At 40.2% G+C, this 18,304-nt stretch carries 19 protein-coding genes; 6 read left to right on the forward strand and 13 right to left on the reverse strand.

The window, feature by feature from the left end:
- Positions 1 to 79: 79 nt before the first annotated feature.
- Complete coding sequence (gene pckA / locus CDZ88_RS12370; RefSeq protein WP_100373840.1) at positions 80 to 1,666, forward strand: phosphoenolpyruvate carboxykinase (ATP); 1,587 nt, start codon at positions 80 to 82, stop codon at positions 1,664 to 1,666.
- A gap of 51 nt (positions 1,667 to 1,717) precedes the next feature.
- Here pckA and CDZ88_RS12375 read toward each other — a convergent pair whose 3' ends face one another.
- The 9 genes from CDZ88_RS12375 to CDZ88_RS12410 all read right to left on the reverse strand — a co-directional run bounded on the left by CDZ88_RS12375 (position 1,718) and on the right by CDZ88_RS12410 (position 9,655).
- A complete protein-coding gene (locus CDZ88_RS12375; RefSeq protein ID WP_100373841.1) occupies positions 1,718 to 2,515 on the reverse strand; it encodes an alpha/beta hydrolase family protein in 798 nt (265 codons plus the stop codon).
- A gap of 100 nt (positions 2,516 to 2,615) precedes the next feature.
- On the reverse strand, positions 2,616 to 3,089 hold the full coding sequence (ytkD, locus tag CDZ88_RS12380) for an RNA deprotection pyrophosphohydrolase (RefSeq protein ID WP_100373842.1): 474 nt from the start codon (positions 3,087 to 3,089) through the stop codon (positions 2,616 to 2,618).
- Positions 3,090 to 3,158: 69 nt separating this feature from the next.
- Entirely contained in the window at positions 3,159 to 4,367 is a 1,209-nt protein-coding gene (locus CDZ88_RS12385) for an MFS transporter (protein WP_100373843.1), read from the reverse strand.
- 139 nt (positions 4,368 to 4,506) lie between these two features.
- Complete coding sequence (locus CDZ88_RS12390) at positions 4,507 to 4,998, reverse strand: YwpF-like family protein (protein ID WP_100373844.1); 492 nt, start codon at positions 4,996 to 4,998, stop codon at positions 4,507 to 4,509.
- A 110-nt stretch (positions 4,999 to 5,108) separates the two neighbouring features.
- Complete coding sequence (locus CDZ88_RS17635; protein WP_198507852.1) at positions 5,109 to 5,255, reverse strand: hypothetical protein; 147 nt, start codon at positions 5,253 to 5,255, stop codon at positions 5,109 to 5,111.
- 157 nt (positions 5,256 to 5,412) lie between these two features.
- On the reverse strand, positions 5,413 to 5,574 hold the full coding sequence (gene sda / locus CDZ88_RS12395; protein ID WP_100373845.1) for a sporulation histidine kinase inhibitor Sda: 162 nt from the start codon (positions 5,572 to 5,574) through the stop codon (positions 5,413 to 5,415).
- A gap of 28 nt (positions 5,575 to 5,602) precedes the next feature.
- The gene (locus CDZ88_RS12400) at positions 5,603 to 6,778 is read right to left on the reverse strand and encodes a MalY/PatB family protein (protein ID WP_100373846.1); all 1,176 of its coding nucleotides are present in this window, start codon (positions 6,776 to 6,778) and stop codon (positions 5,603 to 5,605) included.
- 169 nt (positions 6,779 to 6,947) lie between these two features.
- The gene (locus tag CDZ88_RS12405; protein ID WP_100373847.1) at positions 6,948 to 9,290 is read right to left on the reverse strand and encodes a pullulanase; all 2,343 of its coding nucleotides are present in this window, start codon (positions 9,288 to 9,290) and stop codon (positions 6,948 to 6,950) included.
- Between the two features lie 176 nt (positions 9,291 to 9,466).
- Complete coding sequence (locus tag CDZ88_RS12410) at positions 9,467 to 9,655, reverse strand: CsbD family protein (protein ID WP_100373848.1); 189 nt, start codon at positions 9,653 to 9,655, stop codon at positions 9,467 to 9,469.
- Positions 9,656 to 9,816: 161 nt separating this feature from the next.
- Here CDZ88_RS12410 and CDZ88_RS12415 point away from each other — a divergent pair, with 161 nt between their 5' ends.
- From CDZ88_RS12415 to CDZ88_RS12430, 4 genes are all read left to right on the forward strand, one after another.
- A complete protein-coding gene (locus CDZ88_RS12415; protein WP_100373849.1) occupies positions 9,817 to 11,370 on the forward strand; it encodes an ABC-F family ATP-binding cassette domain-containing protein in 1,554 nt (517 codons plus the stop codon).
- A gap of 337 nt (positions 11,371 to 11,707) precedes the next feature.
- On the forward strand, positions 11,708 to 12,361 hold the full coding sequence (locus tag CDZ88_RS12420) for a deoxynucleoside kinase (protein ID WP_100373850.1): 654 nt from the start codon (positions 11,708 to 11,710) through the stop codon (positions 12,359 to 12,361).
- Entirely contained in the window at positions 12,345 to 13,016 is a 672-nt protein-coding gene (locus CDZ88_RS12425; RefSeq protein WP_100373851.1) for a deoxynucleoside kinase, read from the forward strand. The genes CDZ88_RS12420 and CDZ88_RS12425 overlap by 17 nt, the downstream gene beginning before the upstream one ends.
- A 142-nt stretch (positions 13,017 to 13,158) precedes the next feature.
- Positions 13,159 to 14,013: a protein-glutamine gamma-glutamyltransferase gene (locus CDZ88_RS12430; protein ID WP_100373852.1), complete on the forward strand. Its 855-nt coding sequence runs from the start codon at positions 13,159 to 13,161 to the stop codon at positions 14,011 to 14,013.
- A 34-nt stretch (positions 14,014 to 14,047) separates the two neighbouring features.
- On the opposite strand, the gene CDZ88_RS17640 is transcribed toward CDZ88_RS12430, so the two are convergent.
- The gene (locus CDZ88_RS17640; RefSeq protein WP_198507853.1) at positions 14,048 to 14,200 is read right to left on the reverse strand and encodes a hypothetical protein; all 153 of its coding nucleotides are present in this window, start codon (positions 14,198 to 14,200) and stop codon (positions 14,048 to 14,050) included.
- A gap of 63 nt (positions 14,201 to 14,263) precedes the next feature.
- Positions 14,264 to 14,884: a restriction endonuclease gene (locus CDZ88_RS12435; RefSeq protein WP_100373853.1), complete on the reverse strand. Its 621-nt coding sequence runs from the start codon at positions 14,882 to 14,884 to the stop codon at positions 14,264 to 14,266.
- Between the two features lie 161 nt (positions 14,885 to 15,045).
- Here CDZ88_RS12435 and CDZ88_RS12440 point away from each other — a divergent pair, with 161 nt between their 5' ends.
- Entirely contained in the window at positions 15,046 to 15,660 is a 615-nt protein-coding gene (locus CDZ88_RS12440) for a restriction endonuclease (RefSeq protein ID WP_100373854.1), read from the forward strand.
- A 48-nt stretch (positions 15,661 to 15,708) separates the two neighbouring features.
- Here the strand turns inward: CDZ88_RS12440 and CDZ88_RS12445 are convergent, their stop codons facing one another.
- Together CDZ88_RS12445 and CDZ88_RS12450 are read right to left on the reverse strand one after the other, a co-directional pair.
- Positions 15,709 to 17,400: a putative ABC transporter permease subunit gene (locus CDZ88_RS12445; RefSeq protein ID WP_100373855.1), complete on the reverse strand. Its 1,692-nt coding sequence runs from the start codon at positions 17,398 to 17,400 to the stop codon at positions 15,709 to 15,711.
- On the reverse strand, positions 17,397 to 18,185 hold the full coding sequence (locus CDZ88_RS12450) for an ABC transporter ATP-binding protein (RefSeq protein WP_100373856.1): 789 nt from the start codon (positions 18,183 to 18,185) through the stop codon (positions 17,397 to 17,399). Before CDZ88_RS12450 ends, CDZ88_RS12445 begins: the two co-directional genes overlap by 4 nt.
- Positions 18,186 to 18,304: the final 119 nt, after the last annotated feature.

Raw genomic sequence — 18,304 nt, forward strand, 5'->3', positions numbered from 1 at the left:
GAGATGACTAACACGAAAATAGCAGATATGACTAGCACGAAATATGTGCCTAATTTGAAGAGGAAAGGGTTTTGCGACAATGACAACTTTAAGCCTATCATCAGAATTGGATCAACTAGTAACTAGTGAGCATGCACATCATGACTTACCAATCTCTGCTTTAATTGAGAAATCACTCACGCGTAAAGAAGGCAGACTGACAGCTTCTGGCGCATTAAGTGTGACAACAGGAACGTATACAGGACGTTCACCAAAAGATAAGTTCATTGTCAACGAACCAAGTGTAACCGACAAAATCGATTGGGGTCCTGTTAACCAACCAATTGAAAAAGAAGTATTTGCAAACCTCTATAAAAAAGTACTTGATCACTTAGGAACAAAAGAAGAAATCTTTGTTTCTAAAGGATTTGCAGGAGCGGATAAAGAATACCGTCTTTCTTTAAAAGTGATAAATGAGTTTGCTTGGCACCAAGCGTTTGCTAGACAATTATTCATTCGTCCTAACGAAGAAGAACTACATGAAGATGAAATGACAGACTTTACAATCGTATCAGCTCCTACATTCAAAGCTGACCCAAGTATAGATGGTACTCGTTCTGAAACGTTCATCATTATTTCGTTTGAAGAGCGTATCGTTTTAATTGGTGGCACAGAATATGCTGGTGAAATGAAAAAATCAATTTTCTCCATCATGAATTATATGTTACCTGAACAAAATGTTCTTTCTATGCACTGTTCAGCTAATACAGGTAAAGAAGGCGATGTTGCCTTGTTCTTTGGTCTATCAGGAACAGGAAAAACGACCTTGTCGGCTGATCCAAATCGTTACTTAATTGGTGATGATGAGCATGGTTGGTCAGCCAATGGTGTTTTTAATGTTGAAGGCGGTTGCTACGCCAAATGCATTAACTTATCAGAAGAGAAAGAACCTCAAATCTGGAATGCGATCCGTTTTGGGACTGTTCTTGAGAACGTTGTCATCGATGAAAAAACGGCCATGCCTGATTTTGATACAACGACTCTAACGGAAAACACACGTGCAGCATACCCTTTAGAAGCAATCCCAAATGCGCTTGCACAGAGTGTAGCAGGTCATCCAAATACCATCATCTTCTTAACTGCTGATGCTTTTGGCGTGTTACCTCCAATCAGTAAGCTGACAAAAGAGCAAGCAATGTACCACTTCTTATCTGGATACACAAGTAAGTTAGCAGGTACAGAACGCGGAATTACTTCCCCTGAAGCTACATTCTCTACTTGCTTTGGAGCGCCTTTCTTGCCGCTTCCTGCAGCTCGTTATGCAGAAATGTTAGGGGAGAAAATATCTCAACATGCTGTAGAGGTCTTTCTCGTGAACACTGGTTGGTCAGGCGGTTCTTATGGTGTTGGAAAACGTATGAACCTACCTTATACTCGTGCGATGATCCAAGCTGCACTTCAAGGTGAGCTTACTCAATCAGAAACAACCATTGATCCGATCTTCGGCTTACATGTACCGCTCCACTGCCCAGGTGTACCGGATGAAGTGTTACACCCTCGTGACACATGGGAAGACCCAGCAGCCTATGATGAAAAAGCTAAGCAACTCGCAGCTGATTTCGATATGAATTTCAAAAAGTTTGCTGATGTGAGTGATGAAATTAAAGCCGCAGGACCAAAAATTTAATTTCAAACAGAAGAGCCATGTCATGCATTCATTGCAGACATGGCTCTTTCACTAGGATATTGACCGGCTTCCTTGTTCTTTCATCCAACGCGCCGCTCGCTGTAAGATGCCTCGCTGACTTCTCGGTGGGAAGTGATGAGAAAATAATTCATAGTACCACACCTCTACTTGCTTCGAGTGTTCGCGCAACGCCCGCTCTAAACGGTAGGCATGTTCAATCGAAACATGCTCATCTCGTTCACCGTGAATTAATAGCACAGCAGCATCAAAGTCACCCATCTCATGAAGTGGAGTACGCCATTGATAACGGTCTGGATACTTATTCGGCGTACCACCAATCACTCTCTTCATCATTCTTCTCAGATCGACGCGCTCTTCGTAAGTTAATACCATATCCGTAACCCCGTTCCAACTAGTCACAGATGCTACTTCACAACGCGCAAGGGCGACAAGCAAAGCCATGACTCCCCCTCTTGAGAAACCGAGCAAATGAAGGCTCTTTTCGTCGACTCCTGGATGTTCGCGCAAAAGGTCAAAGGCTGTGATGGCATCTATTCGGTCCTCACCAGCAAAATCCTCTTGCCCTTCGCCTCCTTTATTGCCTCTGTAAAAAGGCGCCATAACGATAAACCCTTCTGCTGCCCATTGAATTACCCGTTGAATACGAACCATTCCAACATTTTTAATTCCTCCTCTTAAGTAGAGAAGACCTGGAAGTTTGTTCGAGGTGATCGGTTCAGCTAGATACCCTTTTACTCGAAGACCATTTGACCAATATGTGATCATATAAAGGTAAATTCTCGGATGAGGGGACGGAACTCTCTGTTTGGAAATGATTTGATCTTGCATCGTATACACCTTCTTTTGTTCACTTATTTTATTTGCTTATCCTATGTACATATTACAACGTATCAAACATTCCTTTTTCAACATAAAAAGCGAGCAACGATTAAATCAGCTGCTCGTTTGCCAAATACTCCATACAACTAGTTAACACATCATCTTTCATAATAAAACTAAACCGATGATCGTCTTTTATGTTACTCGGTAAGGTATTAAGAATGATTGGACCATCCGTCTCCATATAATTTTCTTTTTCAATCAAAGATTTTACTTGGGCAAAGTATATGTTTTTATGAATGAGCTCATTTTTTGAGTGCACTTCATATTGACCAATGAAGGTCACACTTGCGACGACTCCGCCTGTCTCTTCCATCACTTCTCGAACGGCTGCATCTTCAGGTTGTTCATTGCCCTCAACCTTACCACCCGGAAATTCGAGTCCTCTTTTTCTATGTTTCGTCAACAACCAGCCGTTTTCATACCTGCAAATGACCCATACATGTCTTGGATTGGTTGAAAATGATGTTCGATCCATGACGAGTCGCACGAGACAACCTTCATGATCATAAAAAGTTTTCATAGAAACGTCCCCTTCCTTCTATCTCTATAGTTAGAAGTATACGTTCTAATCCAAAACAAACCAACTACTTTACCATGTCGGCTTACCACCTTTATCAGGACGAATAAAAAAGATCACAATAAGCACCCCGATCATTCCGATACCTGCCTGTAATATAAAAAGTAAAAAATGCGTGGCCTCCATTAATAAAGCAAATACGGGTGGACCAGCCGCTACTCCAACAAAGCGCATGCTACTGTATAAAGAGGTCACAGACCCCCGTTGTTCCATTTGAATCCCTTCTGTTACAAGGGCATCTAGACTTGGTAGAGCAATGCCAATACCCACACCACTACTTAATAACGCACATAAAAGAAAATAAATATCATTGGAAAATGATAAGGCGAGCATGGAGATCGTTAATAAAATGATCCCTGTTAAAGTCATTCGTTTCATTCGCCATTTCTCTTGACCTATAACTTTTCCTGTTGCTAATGATGCGATACAAAGTGCCGCTAATGGTATCGCTAAAACAATACCTTTTTTTACACCTTCAATTTGATATTGTTCTTCAAGCATTGTCGAGAGATAAAACAACACACCAAACAAGATAAACATGCAGATTGCTCCAATGATAAATACGGCGTAAAGCCAGGCCCCTTCTCTTTTAAATATCACTTTAAGGGATTGAAAAAACTCCTTACCTGCAAGGGGCACTTTCGTCATTGGAGGAGATTTCACAAGAAAAATAATTAATATAATCGAGATAAAGCAAAAGATCGGGAATGCAAGAAACGGTAAATACCACAATAATGACGCTAAAAAAGCCCCTACAATTGGGCTTAATACTTTTCCAAAAGTATTCGACGTTTCAATGACACCAAGACCTTTACTCACTTCTTGCTCATCACTATATAAATCACCGACAAGTGGAAGAACGATAGGCGAAGCACCTGCTGCGCCAATCCCTTGTAAAAGTCTTCCAACAATGATAACCGAATACGGGGAATCCATCTGCCAAGCGGCAAATCCCGCCAATAAACCGCCTATTGCCGCAATGATTAGACTTGGAATAATGACACGTTTTCTCCCTATTTGATCTGAAATATACCCAGCAATCGGTATACAAATAATCGCGACAACCGAGTACACAGTAATTAGTAAGCTAGCTTGAAAAGAACTAATCGACAGTTCTCGTTCAATAATTGGTAAGACTGGGATCAGCATTGAATTTCCTAAAGTCATGACAAGTGGAATCGACGCAATCGAGAGTAGATCCCACTTTTTCTTATCCTCCATACCTTCTCCCTCTCCTCATAAAAGCCAAGTCTCAACTGCTTTATTACTCCTTATTATGAGAAGAATTATGTATTGTATACCTATGTTACCAAAAGCATAAAAACCTATCACCAAGGAAATTGGCGATAGGTTTGGGATATCATCTTAGTTGAAATTCTCCACTTTTTTGTAGCGATTCATACACTTCATCAATGGTTTTGTCAGAGTGGGCAGCCAAATTTTCTTTACGGACTTTGAATTCTTTAAGAAGCTCTTCGCCCGACAACCCTTCCGCAATCAGTTCCTCAATGACGTCTTCAATGACTTCATCTTTATGTAAAACAAGCTTTGCTCTTAGTAATATACTAACTCCATCTGAGAGGTCTGTAATCGTTTTAACGCTTGTCACCATTGTTGCAGGGTGATTATTTTTCGACGTAATGATCGCATCAACAAGAAGGTGGCCATCATTTTTAGCTACTTCTTCAAAGTAGGCTCTGTAATCATTATCTGTTACCACGTCAATATGCCACGTTTGCGCCTCATCTTCCATGTTGATAATGAGCCCATTTCTAACTGGAATTGCTTTTTGTTTAACAGGGCCAAATTTCCCTTCCAACACACATAAAGAATACAGTTTAAATGTCTTCATCTAACAACAACCTCCCTTGATTCGGTCTATCTATTGTATCACAGATCAGTAATAATAACCCCATTCCCATCATAGGGAACGGGGTTATTTCATTGTATTTAGAACATATATTATGAGGTTTTTACTCGCTGATAGACTGATTCAATTTGTCTGTCTTTCATCCACAGTAAGAGTTCTACTTCTTTTTTTGTTAATTCCCTACCAAGCTTACATTTACATTCATCTCTAAGTTCTTCATACAATGTCTCTAAGGCCATGTGTAAATGTCTCCTTTTTGTAAAACTCCAATAATAGGTGTAGGCTTGAACGATATTGTCAACTATACCCTAGTCTAAGCACAACATGTCACTTTATATTTTACTTACCCCTATTATATCTGAAAATTCGAAATTCCGCACGGCTTTTTTTATTTTTTTAACAAATTTTCATTAAGGCCTCTTCAGGAGACAACACACAATGATGTAATTGGCGGCCTTTAAGCTCTTGGTAGAGCAACAATAAAAATTCTGCTTCTAACTCTAGATCTAATGCTTTTTCATAGGCTTCGATTAAAAGATCATTTTGAATCTGCTCCATAATCCGCTCAGCAACCTCTTTCTATATGTTAAAATCCTTTTTTGTCATATGCTTCTTTCATTTGATCGAGCGCTCTTGCCAAGGTGTCTCTCGAACAAGCAATGTTCATACGTTCAAAATGTTCTCCCTCAGTTCCGAAGATCGGTCCGTGGTTGAAGGCTACTTTCGCCTCGCGTAAAAACCACTCATTTCTAGCACTAGCTTCCATCTTCAGCTGCTCACAATCAAGCCATAGCAAGTAGGTCCCTTCTGGTTTAACAACTTTAATTTTCGGCATATGTCCTTCCAAGTATTCTTTAACAAATTGGTAATTTTCTTGGATATACCCCATCAATTCATTAAGCCACTCTTCTCCGTGACGATAAGCTGCTTCAGTTGCAACTTGTGAAAATACATTAATTGAACTAAACGTCGATTGAATAAACGTTTTGCATTTTAAACGCTTTTTCGGATCGAGTATAACAGCATACGATGCCTGAATACCTGCTAAGTTAAATGTTTTACTTGGAGCAAGACATGTCAACGTTCGCTTTGCCATATCTTCATTAATCGACGCTATAGGGATATGGGTTTGTCCATCAAATAGTAGATCAGCATGTATTTCATCAGAAATCACAAGGAGATCATACTTTTTACAGATTTCAGCCACTCTCTCTAATTCTTCTTGTTTCCACACGCGTCCAACTGGATTATGAGGGTGAGAGAGTAATAACACTTTCGTTTTCTCAGAAATACTTGTTTCAAGCTGTATGAAATCCATTTCATATTGATCATCCGTTCGAGTGAGTGGATTTTTAACAATCACTCGGTCGTTTTTTTCGATGACATCATAAAACGGATAATATACAGGTGTTTGGATTATGACCTCATCGCCTGGCTCTGTAAAAGCTTGTATCATATGACTGATCGTCGGCACAATTCCAGAAGTATAAATCAACGCCTCACGATTAATTTCCCACTTATAGCGCTTTGCTAACCAGGCACAGATAGCCTCGTCTGTCCCAAGAGATGGTGACGGGTAACCAAACACACCGTGTGTTGCTTTATCCTTTAACGCTTCAATGACAGCATTAGGGGCTTTAATATCCATGTCTGCAACCCATAATGGGATCGCATCCTTTACTCCAAATCGCGTTTCTGTCATATCCCATTTCATTGAATCCGTATTTTTACGATCTACCACAAACTCTAGGTGTTTACTCACTGTCAAACGACTCCTTCCATTCCAGACAAAAAAGCGCCTATAAGACACCTTGTTCTATTATTCCCTACGAGATACTTGAATCCTTTCTATTTCTACAAAAAGATAAATTTCTTAACAAATTAATCAACCATTCAGTCCTTTTACAATAGAACTGAATGGTTGTTTTGCCTTACTGATCCATCTTTATCACAACGGCTGTTAATGGCTCAATCAATAGATGTTGCGGCGTTAGAACAAATCCTGTTCGGTGACTCACTTCTTCCGCTCCTGCTTCATCTTGATCAACGACAACGATTCCAGTTGTTAAATCTTCTTTCAAAGTTATTGTCCGATCTTTTACATCTGCATTAACAAATCCATAATAGATTCCTGTTCCATCTGTTGACATACATTTGTAAGCTATAAACAAATCATGTTCTCCTATTTCTGGAGCGGTAAGCAACGTGATTTTATCATCAATCAATTGTTTCGTTCCTAATCTGAAGGCATTCGTCGATCGTCTTAATCGAATCAACCCTTCTGTATAAGCACGTGTGGTTGTATGCAGTGGGAATAACTTGTCATTCGTTGCCTTAGCCCAATCAAAACGATTGATTTGATCTGTCGCCTGATAGGAATCATGGATAAAATATGGATAACGAAACGGACTTCCCGCCTCATCCATCATATGCGTTGACTTATATGGCGCCTCCGTCGTTTCGGCCCTGAACTGTTTCGTTCGACCGTATTCTTGGCCAGCGTGTAAAAATGCAATGCCTTGACTTGTCATCATAAGAACATGACCTAGTCGAATTCGTTTTTGAATCTCTTCTTGATGTAGGTCAGGATCTTTCTTAATCGATTGGGCGATCACATCATGCAACGTAAGGTTGTCGTGAGCTTCGATATACTGCACTACATCGCCAGGTGACGTTGCGATGAAGTTATGTGGTTGTGCTTTCATATTTTCGAATATTTGCGCAATGTTTCTCGCACCGTTTGTTAAAAATCTCGGCAGTCCTTCACTTCCATACCCTGACTTCAATTCATTTCGGAAGTCATCTGAAAACACACCGACACTATCTGTATGTTGCATCCAGTCTTGATCAGCTGCCATCACACCTTCTGACCCTTCATCCCCTACATATGTCCGCCACCCCTCTCCGATCATTAGAATAGAAGGGTGTAACTTCTTCGCCTTATCATAAGCGAGCTGGATCGTTTCTGCATCATGGTCACCCATCATATCAAAACGAAAACCATCGATCTTGTATTCTTCTATCCAATAGGCAATCGAGTCGATTAAGATCCTCCTTGCCATATGATGCGTGGTACCTAGTCGTCCTCCACCAAAACTCGTTCGAGATGTCCCGTCTCTATCCATAAAATGATAATAATTAGGCATCAAGTTTTCAAAAATCTCTACAGCGGCTGTATGGTTATACACAACATCTAACATAACACCCAACCCACGCCTGTGAATTTCATTGATCAGTTCTTTCAATTCCTTAATGCGAAGGAGAGCATTTTGCGGATGTTGTGAGTACATCCCTGATGGAGAAAAATAGCTATGCGGATCATAGCCCCAATTATAATTTGCGCCTACTGATGCATGCTCAAGCTCCCGGTAGTGAGCCAGTTTTTCATTCCCTTTGTAATAGCTCATAACCGGCAATAGCTGAATATGGGTGACGCCTAAGCTCTTAATATAATCAAGCTTATCAATAAAAGCTGTAAACGTTCCAAATCTCGCGTCTAAATCGCTTTCGATCGTAGGATCTGAGGTGAAATCACGAACATGGATTTCATAGATGATCGCATCTTCTCTTTTTTCATACCCATTAATCGTTCCGTGTTCTAATGTGGGACCGATTAATCCAGGATTGACGATCGCAGCTTTCCCTACAGAGTAGCCCCCTTGCTCGTCCCAAGCAGCCATCGATTTAGCATAAGGGTCTAGCCCTAATTTTTTTTGTCCATTCACATCCACCACATAATGATAATAATAACCTGTTAAATCATCTATCTCCGTATTCTGTTCATGTAGATGCAGCTGCCAAGTACCGTTATTGTCACGTTGCATTTCAAGATCATCCTTAACAACCTCAAATTGATCGTCTTTGTCGTACAGAATGATCGAAACCTTATTAGCGAGCGGAGACCAGAGCGTCAGTGTCGCTGAACCATCTTGCTGAAGACGTGCGCCAAGTTCTCCTTCATAAGCAAAGGCTGTGTCAATCATCTCCCAATGAATACGTAAGGGTATTGCTTGGTCTTTATACACCAACGTAAAGGGAGCGTGCTGCACTTGGAATTCTCCGATCACGTCCACCTCGTAGTTTTCTTTTATTTCGATTTCTTTGATCTGAAGTTCACGACCTTGTTTATTTTTCACCTTAAGATTTTCACGTATTGATGCCTCATCTAGGATCAGGTTCTCGGTCGGAACGAATTTGACTATTGTCTGTGTAGAAGATATAACTTCTCCTGAACTAAGGTAGAATATCTCATTACCTATTGGTGGTGTACTCATTAGTTATCACCCACTCCCACCCATTAGAATGTGCTTTATGATCAGCATATGCACCGATTATGAACATGTGTCCTTTCCAAAGGATGGATCCCTTATTATGAAAAGAAACAAAAAAACACATAAGATTACCTCCTATATGCTTTGTCATGTGTAGATATAATATGATATTTTTTAGTTTATTTCAATGAACGACCTTTCACTTTACCAATTTCTTCTTGTACTTTCCCTTTAGCTTTATCTTTTTTTCCTTCTCCTTGAAGCTTACGGTTATCTGTTGCATTTCCTACTTGATCTTTCACTTCACCTTTTGCTTTGTTGACGCCACCTTTTACCTTATCTGATAAACCTTTGTCATTCGTTGTCATGGTTTATTCCTCCTTTATATATAGAGAGGTATAACCATTCTAGAAGTAATCTAAACATTCTACTATTTCACTCATCATTTTCATTCTTCTTTAGAGGAAACAATATGGTAAGATGACTAAAGATGTAATAGGACAATGTGAGTAAAGGAAAGGTGTTAGTTATGAGTATTTTAACAGTAAAAAACTTAAGTCATGGATTCGGTGATCGGGCTATTTTTCATGATGTTTCATTCCGTCTCTTAAAAGGAGAACATATTGGCTTGATCGGTGCAAACGGCGAAGGTAAGTCAACATTTATGAATATTATTACAGGTAAACTGATGCCTGACGAGGGAAAAGTCGAGTGGTCCAAGAAAGTCCGTGTCGGATATCTCGATCAGCATACAGTACTTGAACGCGGAATGACGATGCGAGATGTACTTAAAAACGCCTTCAAATATTTGTTCGACATCGAAGCAGAGATGAATGCGATGTACGACAAGATGGGTGAGGTCACGCCAGAAGAGCTTGAGAAGTTGCTCGAAGAAGTTGGTGTCGTTCAAGATACGCTAACAAACAATGATTTTTATGTAATTGATTCCAAGATAGAAGAAATCGCTCGTGGTTTAGGGCTCGATGATGTCGGCCTTGAAAAAGATGTAGAAGATTTAAGTGGTGGTCAACGGACGAAAGTTCTCCTCGCTAAGCTCTTACTTGAAAAACCTGATATTTTATTACTCGATGAGCCGACTAACTATTTAGACGAACAACATGTTGAGTGGTTAAAGCGTTATTTAAAAGAGTATGAGAATGCTTTCATTCTTATCTCCCATGATATTCCCTTCTTAAATAACGTTGTTAACTTGATCTACCATATGGAAAATCAAGAACTTAATCGTTATGTAGGAGACTATGAGCATTTTCTTGAAGTACATGAAATGAAAAAACAACAATTAGAATCAGCATACAAGCGTCAACAACAAGAGATCTCTCAGTTAAAAGACTTTGTTGCTAGAAACAAGGCCCGTGTGTCTACACGTAATATGGCAATGTCCCGTCAGAAGAAACTAGATAAGATGGATGTCATTGAATTAGCTAAAGACAAACCTAAGCCTGAATTTAAGTTCAAAGAAGCTCGCACGACGAGTAAGTTGATTTTTGAGACAAAAGATCTTGTAATCGGCTATGATGAACCTCTATCTCGTCCGTTAGATCTTCGGATGGAACGCGGACAAAAAATTGCTCTCGTTGGTGCCAATGGTATCGGTAAAACGACGCTTTTAAAAAGCTTACTCGGTCTAAACAAGCCGTTAGAAGGCACCGTTGAACGTGGAGAGTATCAAGAGATTGGTTATTTTGAACAAGAAGCAAAGGCTTCATCTAATACGTGTATCGAAGAAATATGGCAAGAGTTCCCATCACTTGGACAAGCAGAAGTTCGGGCCGCCTTGGCTAAATGCGGATTAACAACGAAACATATTGAAAGCAAAATGATTGTTCTAAGCGGGGGAGAAAAAGCGAAGGTTCGATTATGTAAATTAATCAATCGCTCATCAAATATTCTTATTCTTGATGAGCCGACCAACCACTTAGACGTCGATGCAAAAGCTGAATTAAAGCGTGCATTAAATGAGTACAAAGGTAGTATCCTTCTCATCTCTCATGAACCTGAATTTTATGAAGGTATTGTGACTGATGTTTGGAATTGTGAAGATTGGACAACAAAATTAGTTTAAGTAATGAAGAGACTAGAACATAGAGAAAGTGTTTAACTAAGAATCCGAATAAAGCACAAAATTAGTGGAGTATATTTCAGGAGTGGCTTCATTGTCCCTCCTATTTATCTGTTCGGATTCTTACTCATAAACACACTCTCGTTCTAGCCTCTTTTTCCTTATGCTTCTCATCCTTCCCTACACCTACCCTGTTTTAGTCAACGTTTAAATAAACGTTTGTTTAATCCCCAAAGCTTAAAAACCTGTGGTACAATAACGCTTGTCTGTAAATTTCAAAACGAAGAACATCTTGATTATATAGTTTTTGGTTACACCCTATAAAAAGGAGGCGCCCCCTATGAAGCAAACGCCTTTTATTGCTGTTGAAGGCCCAATTGGAGTTGGAAAAACCTCGCTTGCTAAGGCGATTTCCGCTCATTATCAGTATCATCTATTAAAAGAAATTGTCCACGAGAATCCCTTTTTAAGCAAATTTTATGAGAACATTGAAGAATGGAGCTTTCAAACAGAGATGTTCTTCCTATGCAATCGCTACAAGCAACTTGAGGACATTCAACGCAAGTTTCTTGCAACATCGATTCCCGTTGTTGCCGATTACCATATTTATAAAAACATTATTTTTGCCCAGCGTACGTTAAGAGAAGATCAATATGATAAATACACATCGATTTATGATATTATGACCTCTGATATGCCTAAACCTAACTTTATTATTTATCTTCACGCTAGCCTCCCTACTTTATTAAACCGTATCGAGATGCGTGGGCGTGAGATGGAGCAAAAGATGGACCCAAGCTACCTTCGTCAGTTATCAGAAGACTATGAAGCTGCGATGGCTCGCTGGGCAGTAGAATACCCTGATATTCCAATTATCCGCATCAACGGTGATGAGCTTGATTTTGTTCAAAACGAACAAGATTTGAATAAAATCTTCGCTATGATTGATGATGCACGAAAAGAAGGAGTTTTCCACCTTGAATCTACGAACTAAATACAATATCCCTGATGATGCTGTTATCACAATAGCTGGTACGGTTGGTGTCGGAAAATCAACGATGACAACAGCCATTGCCAAAGCACTTGGATTTCAAACATCTTTTGAAAATGTCGATCACAATCCCTATCTAGACAAGTTCTATGCTGACTTCGAGCGTTGGAGCTTCCATTTACAAATTTACTTCCTTGCCGAGCGCTTTAAGGAACAAAAGCGTATGTATGAAAAAGGCGGTGGCTTTGTTCAAGACCGTTCGATTTATGAAGATACGGGTATATTTGCTAAGATGCACGCTGATAAAGGAACGATGACCACGGTGGATTACGACACATACACAAGTCTTTTTGACGCGATGGTGATGACACCGTTCTTCCCTCACCCACATGTGTTAATTTATTTAGATGGCAGTCTTGATGATATTATTGATCGCATCAAAGAACGAGGACGTGAGATGGAGCAGCAAACACCCCTCACTTATTGGGAAGAAATGCATACGCGATATGAGTCGTGGATTGAGTCATTCGATTCTTGTCCGATTCTTCGTCTAAACATTTCAGATTATGATCTTCTTCAAAACGAAGGCGATATCGAACCGATTATTGCAAAGATAGCGAATACCATTCATACAAATCAAAACGTTTCACAACCTTAACATTGAACCACTCATTGACGTTAGTCATTGGGTGGTTTTCTCTATTTCGAGCCCGTCGTTTCACCGCACCTACTCATATTTCAGCAAATGTGTGAATATGCTATTCCATCAGTAGAATGTCAGAAAATAAGAGAGGTATACGATGATCCAGATATCAGGAGTACCTTTTCAATCAAGTAGCGCATGGCCCAAAGAATCGACAGAACGCATGATTATCGACGGGATGATGACCTCGCCCACATCCTTTTCTTTCCGCTCAATGAACGAATTAGCCTTTGAGATGGAATTACGACGAAACATCATTCGGAGCTCGAGGCTACTCAACCAAAGCAACGCGGCGTTTGAAATCTTTGAACGTTCAAGAAGCAATCCTATGTATTGGTATACAACTCCCTTTGGCGGTTTCCAACTGAGGCCAGGCGTTAGACCGTCTATTGCTATCGAAGATATTTACAGAAACGGCCATCTTTATGGATTTGAATGCGCAACGGCGATGGTCATCGTCTATTACCACGCTGTCCTTCGAGTACTAGGCCCTGCTACTTTTGACCAATTATTCCAAGGACTCTATTTGTATAGCTGGAATTTCGATCCTGACTTAGGTTTGAGTACGGGGTACACTCGCCAGTTCATACCTGGTGATGTTGTTTATTTCAACAACCCCCAATTTAATCCACAATCCCCCGAATGGCGCGGAGTTAATGCCGTTTTATTGGATGATGGAACCTATTATGGGCACGGCATGGGGATCGTTCGTGCCTACGAAATGATTGATAGTCTGAATGGAGTGAGAGTGCCATGGGCGACTCAACCAGCATATCTCTCCAATTTAGTTACACGACCTGCATTCACTTACTTAGCTAACATTAGCACTCAACGTACCTCTCGCCCTCCAAAAGTGAAATACAAAGTCATTGAGCATAATGAAACATCGATTTCCTTTGAACGTTACGCCCATTATTTACACCAAGCACACGCAACTGATCCTGATGCATAGACAAAGACGAACGCCAGAAGACCGGGCAGCTACATTAAGCTGCCCGGTCTTCTTCATCCTCTTCTTGTTTATTCGTTTTTTTCAAATCCCAATAATACATTCTAGGAATGTCGATCAACCGAACATAATCTTGGAGAAAGGAAACCCCTACGAAAGCGACCATTTGCAAGTCAATCCCTTTTAGCATCATAACACGCTCCTTTTTCGCAGTGTATGACAACTCAAGATTGTCTTATGACAGTCTCTGTCTCTAGAGACGATAAAAGTAATCTCCGGCTTGAATCATCCCTCTTTTTTCAGAAGGCCTCTCCAAACTATCTGATGGTTTGTACGATACCGGTTCAATAGGCTCTTCTAATATATCAGAAGCTTCATCCATTCTACCTTTTTTAAACAGTCTAATCATGTCCTCTAAGTCTTCACGGTCAATAATTTTCACACCTGTTGCTGAGGCCAGTTTTAAACAAGGATCCGATATTCGACTAGCCGTCGTAATAATCACTGCTTGATTTGCTTTATAATACGTTTGAGCTGTGAAGATTTCTTGTACAGCTGACAATCCAAGCTTCTCACGGTACCTCTTAGCTTGAACAACGGTTCTAACACCCTCATCTTCAAAAATAAGATCCGCCCCGTAATCACGGCTCTTCTTTGTTTGATACACTTGTTCGTATGGCAAAGCCGATAGCAACACAAATAAGTAATCTTCAAATTCATGTCCATCCATTTTATCAATGTCTTTTAACGTGATTTTGGAAAGATCATATCGTCTTTTTCGATGTAATTTCCACCTCAGCCAAATCAACAAGAGTGCAACCATACTTACGATAAACCAAAAAAGAGGCGATCCAAAAGACAATAAATCAGTCATCTGCCTTTCACCACCCTTCTACCTGTCCCCATCTTACGAAAAACGACCGAAATATGCAAACGTTTGTTTGTTTTTAAATTTTTAAAAACAGGAAATAATTACATAATAGTTGCAGATCACGGCATACTACTAATGATCTGTTCTAAAAAGGATGTGTAATTATGTCAAACTCGAATCCAAACGTTGTAAAAAGGAAAAGGCGCTACCCGTTTCTTCCCACACTTTTATTCGTCATTGCATTTTATATGGTGCAACTGTTTCAATATAACCTCACGTTGTTTATATTGGCATTAGGGCTACTTATTACCGTTCCTTTATCTTGGTATGGGTGGCGGCAGCTTCGTCTTGCCGAACAGCGTTTATCTTCGGTTACTGAATTAGAAGGAGTCAGTCATCACGATTTTAAATTGTATTTGATTCCACTATTTCAAAAACAAGGTTATTCTGTTACACGAATTAAACATACGAATGATAAAGGAGTTCACCTTATTGTTCGAAAGCGCGGGGTAAAAGCTCTTGTCCATGCTAAGTTAAGCAAGTCCGATGTATCAGCAAGAGTCATTCGCGATTTGAACCATATGAAAGATCAATACACAGCCAATCAAGTGATTATTGTTACAAACAGCCATTTCACGAAAGAGGCTAAGCAGTTTGCCACAGCTAGTAAGACCATTCTAATGGACCATGATTCCTTAGATGCCTTAATTCAGCGATACAATCCAAAGAGGCGTCATCATCGTTTCATCGAACGCGTCCGATCGGTCTGGTCAGACTAAAAAACCACGCTTGAGCTACATGTCTCAAGTGTGGTTTTTTGTTTACAATTAGCCTTTCACATACGTAATCTCTACGCCTCGGTCAATTTCTTTAGCTGCTAGCGTTAAAAATAGCCATGTAACCAATGTGGTTAGAGCCAAGCTAATCGCTAGACCGGTGAGCGACACCAGTACCGGCGCTCCGTCCTTCAGTTCAATGACCCATTGGACAATCGTCATGAAAATGCCTTCATTGGTTTCATCCAATAAAAAGAGTAATCCTCGAACAGGCAATAAAGCTAATGCAAAAGGAATCGCTTGAAGAAGACTATATCCAAAAGCAACGAAGAGCAGAATAAACGATGTTCCTGTTTCTAATCGATTTTGAGGATTTTTCTCATTGTATTTCGCGCCGATCGCACCAAAATAGAGACCTACCGCACTAGAACCGATGCCAATTGCACCGACGAATAACCAGCCTGTGATCGTATGGATAATGGACCATCCGAAAACAAAGGCACAGATGATTTGCAATCCCCCTATAAATCCAAGTAAAATTACCCAATGTATCCATAACTTCCCTAACGCAACGGTCATCCCTCGAATTGGTAATACTCGCAGTAAATCAATCGACTCTCCTTCTCTTGAAACTGAACCAGATGTAAACGTACTCGTCATAAATGAAAACAATCCAAGTGTGATCGCCTGCAATGAGATCCAAGATAACGCGGGGATAGACTGAATAAGCTCATAGCTACCGCCTCGAATCATAATCGAAAAAATCGGAAAGAACATAAAGAACGCCATCGGAATGAGCATCGTCCACTCCCGCATATCCCTTTTGATCATCCTCCAATCTTTTATCCCGATTTCCATGATCGGAGAGCGCACTCGAAACGCTTGTTTTTTGTTTGTTTTGTGCTTTTTTGCTCGCCCTTCATTCATCTGAATCCAGCCTGTGCGAAAGCCTTTGTCTACTAACATCGAAGAGAACAATAACACCGCTGCTGATGTGAGGATAAGTAAAGCTAGTAACACCACTGTTGTGCTAGTCATCGACCGAGTAATGACTTGCGCTAAACTTGCGCCAGCCCATTGCACAGGCAACCACGCCGGCACGTCAGGTAGTGGTAAAGCTTGCGCATCATCGCCATATGACATAAAAGTCGGAATTTGGAACAATAGATACCCTAATACGCCTGCAAAAGCTGTAATTACAGTCATTAATTCTTTCGCCCGATGACTTGGTACCAATTGTATTAATAGAAGATTAATCATATAAGCAATCCCAAGTCCCATTAACACCAACGCGAAAGAAACGATGTAGGCAACGGGATAATAAATAACAGGCGCACCAGAACCAAGACCAAAGACCGTCAGCAAGATCAACGAGACGATAAAAATGAGACCAGGTATCCCTAAGAAAATCTGCGTAAACTTTGCCCAATATATTTGTGTTGATTTTAACGGTAATGTAAATAACATTGTTAAGTCATCATCACCGTATAATTTAGAGAAGACTTGCGGAATCGCAAATAAAAGCAAAAAAGCAAACAGAGTTAAAAAACTGAGCGCAAGCATCTGACTCATCGCCTCTGTTGGAACCGAACTCGCCATCGAATAAACGATTCCACTAAACATCAACACAATTAATCCGATTGCAACTCCAGAGATGATTAAGGTTGTTTTCACTTTATCTGATGAGTACTTAAACCCATTTAGATTCATTTTCCATAACCATTTGATGAGGTTCCAAGTCATTTCCTCACCCCAGAAGAGTCTTCCATCTCTCGTACTAATGTCTGAGCGTCCGCATCACCTGTTAATTCTAGAAACAATTCTTCAAGACTCGATTCGGTCTTTCCTTTTTGAAGACGTAACTCATCGACAGTTCCAACGGTAAGGAGATCGCCATGCTTAATGATCCCGACGCGATCACACATTTGTTCTGCAATCTCTAAAATATGAGTCGACATGAACACTGTCATCCCTCCCTCACAAAGCTCGCGCAATAAGTTCTTCATTGTTCTTGCTCCTTGTGGGTCAAGTCCAACGGTTGGTTCATCTAAAAATAACACATCAGGTTGATGTAACAGCGCCGCACACAAGCTTAGCTTCTGTTTCATCCCATGTGAATACGTTTCAATCAGTTCATCTAATCGCCCGCCAAGCTCAAACATCGTTGTATACCTTGATACACGTTCTTTAAAGGTGGCTTGTTCTATTTGGAAGACACTCGCTGTAAATTGTAAAAATTCTTGCCCCGTTAACTTTGCATACAGTTTCGGTTGATCTGGGACATAGGCAATTTGTTTCTTGGCTTCAAGTGGGCGTTCCCACATATTGATCCCTGAAATATGTACCGTTCCCCCAGAAGGCTCAAGTAATCCTGTCATCATCTTGATCGTAGTCGTCTTACCTGATCCATTTGGGCCTAAAAAACAGAATAACTCTCCTTTTTTCACTTCTAAGTCAAATGGCTTAACCGCCGACTTCGAACCATATTCTTTTGAAATTTGGTTAAGTTTAATACGGACATCCGTCAAACGAATCATCTCCTCTAACAACTATGATCTATGTATCTTCTTCATATAAAAAAGATGAACCACTCCAATGAGTCATTCATCTTTTATCCTAACATATTATGGCAGTAGCTTCAGTAGAT

This window comes from Bacillus sp. FJAT-45037 (assembly GCF_002797325.1).
Taxonomy (GTDB): domain Bacteria; phylum Bacillota; class Bacilli; order Bacillales; family Bacillaceae_D; genus Alkalihalophilus.

Bases quoted from the DNA above. Each gene is read 5' to 3' on its own strand.
- pckA (WP_100373840.1), top strand. From the start codon at position 80: ATGACAACTTTAAGCCTATCATCAGAATTGGATCAACTAGTAACTAGT.
- CDZ88_RS12375 (WP_100373841.1), bottom strand. From the start codon at position 2,515: ATGCAAGATCAAATCATTTCCAAACAGAGAGTTCCGTCCCCTCATCCG.
- ytkD (WP_100373842.1), bottom strand. From the start codon at position 3,089: ATGAAAACTTTTTATGATCATGAAGGTTGTCTCGTGCGACTCGTCATG.
- CDZ88_RS12385 (WP_100373843.1), bottom strand. From the start codon at position 4,367: ATGGAGGATAAGAAAAAGTGGGATCTACTCTCGATTGCGTCGATTCCA.
- CDZ88_RS12390 (WP_100373844.1), bottom strand. From the start codon at position 4,998: ATGAAGACATTTAAACTGTATTCTTTATGTGTGTTGGAAGGGAAATTT.
- CDZ88_RS17635 (WP_198507852.1), bottom strand. From the start codon at position 5,255: ATGGCCTTAGAGACATTGTATGAAGAACTTAGAGATGAATGTAAATGT.
- sda (WP_100373845.1), bottom strand. From the start codon at position 5,574: ATGGAGCAGATTCAAAATGATCTTTTAATCGAAGCCTATGAAAAAGCA.
- CDZ88_RS12405 (WP_100373847.1), bottom strand. From the start codon at position 9,290: ATGAGTACACCACCAATAGGTAATGAGATATTCTACCTTAGTTCAGGA.
- CDZ88_RS12410 (WP_100373848.1), bottom strand. From the start codon at position 9,655: ATGACAACGAATGACAAAGGTTTATCAGATAAGGTAAAAGGTGGCGTC.
- CDZ88_RS12415 (WP_100373849.1), top strand. From the start codon at position 9,817: ATGAGTATTTTAACAGTAAAAAACTTAAGTCATGGATTCGGTGATCGG.
- CDZ88_RS12420 (WP_100373850.1), top strand. From the start codon at position 11,708: ATGAAGCAAACGCCTTTTATTGCTGTTGAAGGCCCAATTGGAGTTGGA.
- CDZ88_RS12430 (WP_100373852.1), top strand. From the start codon at position 13,159: ATGATCCAGATATCAGGAGTACCTTTTCAATCAAGTAGCGCATGGCCC.
- CDZ88_RS17640 (WP_198507853.1), bottom strand. From the start codon at position 14,200: ATGCTAAAAGGGATTGACTTGCAAATGGTCGCTTTCGTAGGGGTTTCC.
- CDZ88_RS12435 (WP_100373853.1), bottom strand. From the start codon at position 14,884: ATGACTGATTTATTGTCTTTTGGATCGCCTCTTTTTTGGTTTATCGTA.
- CDZ88_RS12440 (WP_100373854.1), top strand. From the start codon at position 15,046: ATGTCAAACTCGAATCCAAACGTTGTAAAAAGGAAAAGGCGCTACCCG.
- CDZ88_RS12445 (WP_100373855.1), bottom strand. From the start codon at position 17,400: ATGACTTGGAACCTCATCAAATGGTTATGGAAAATGAATCTAAATGGG.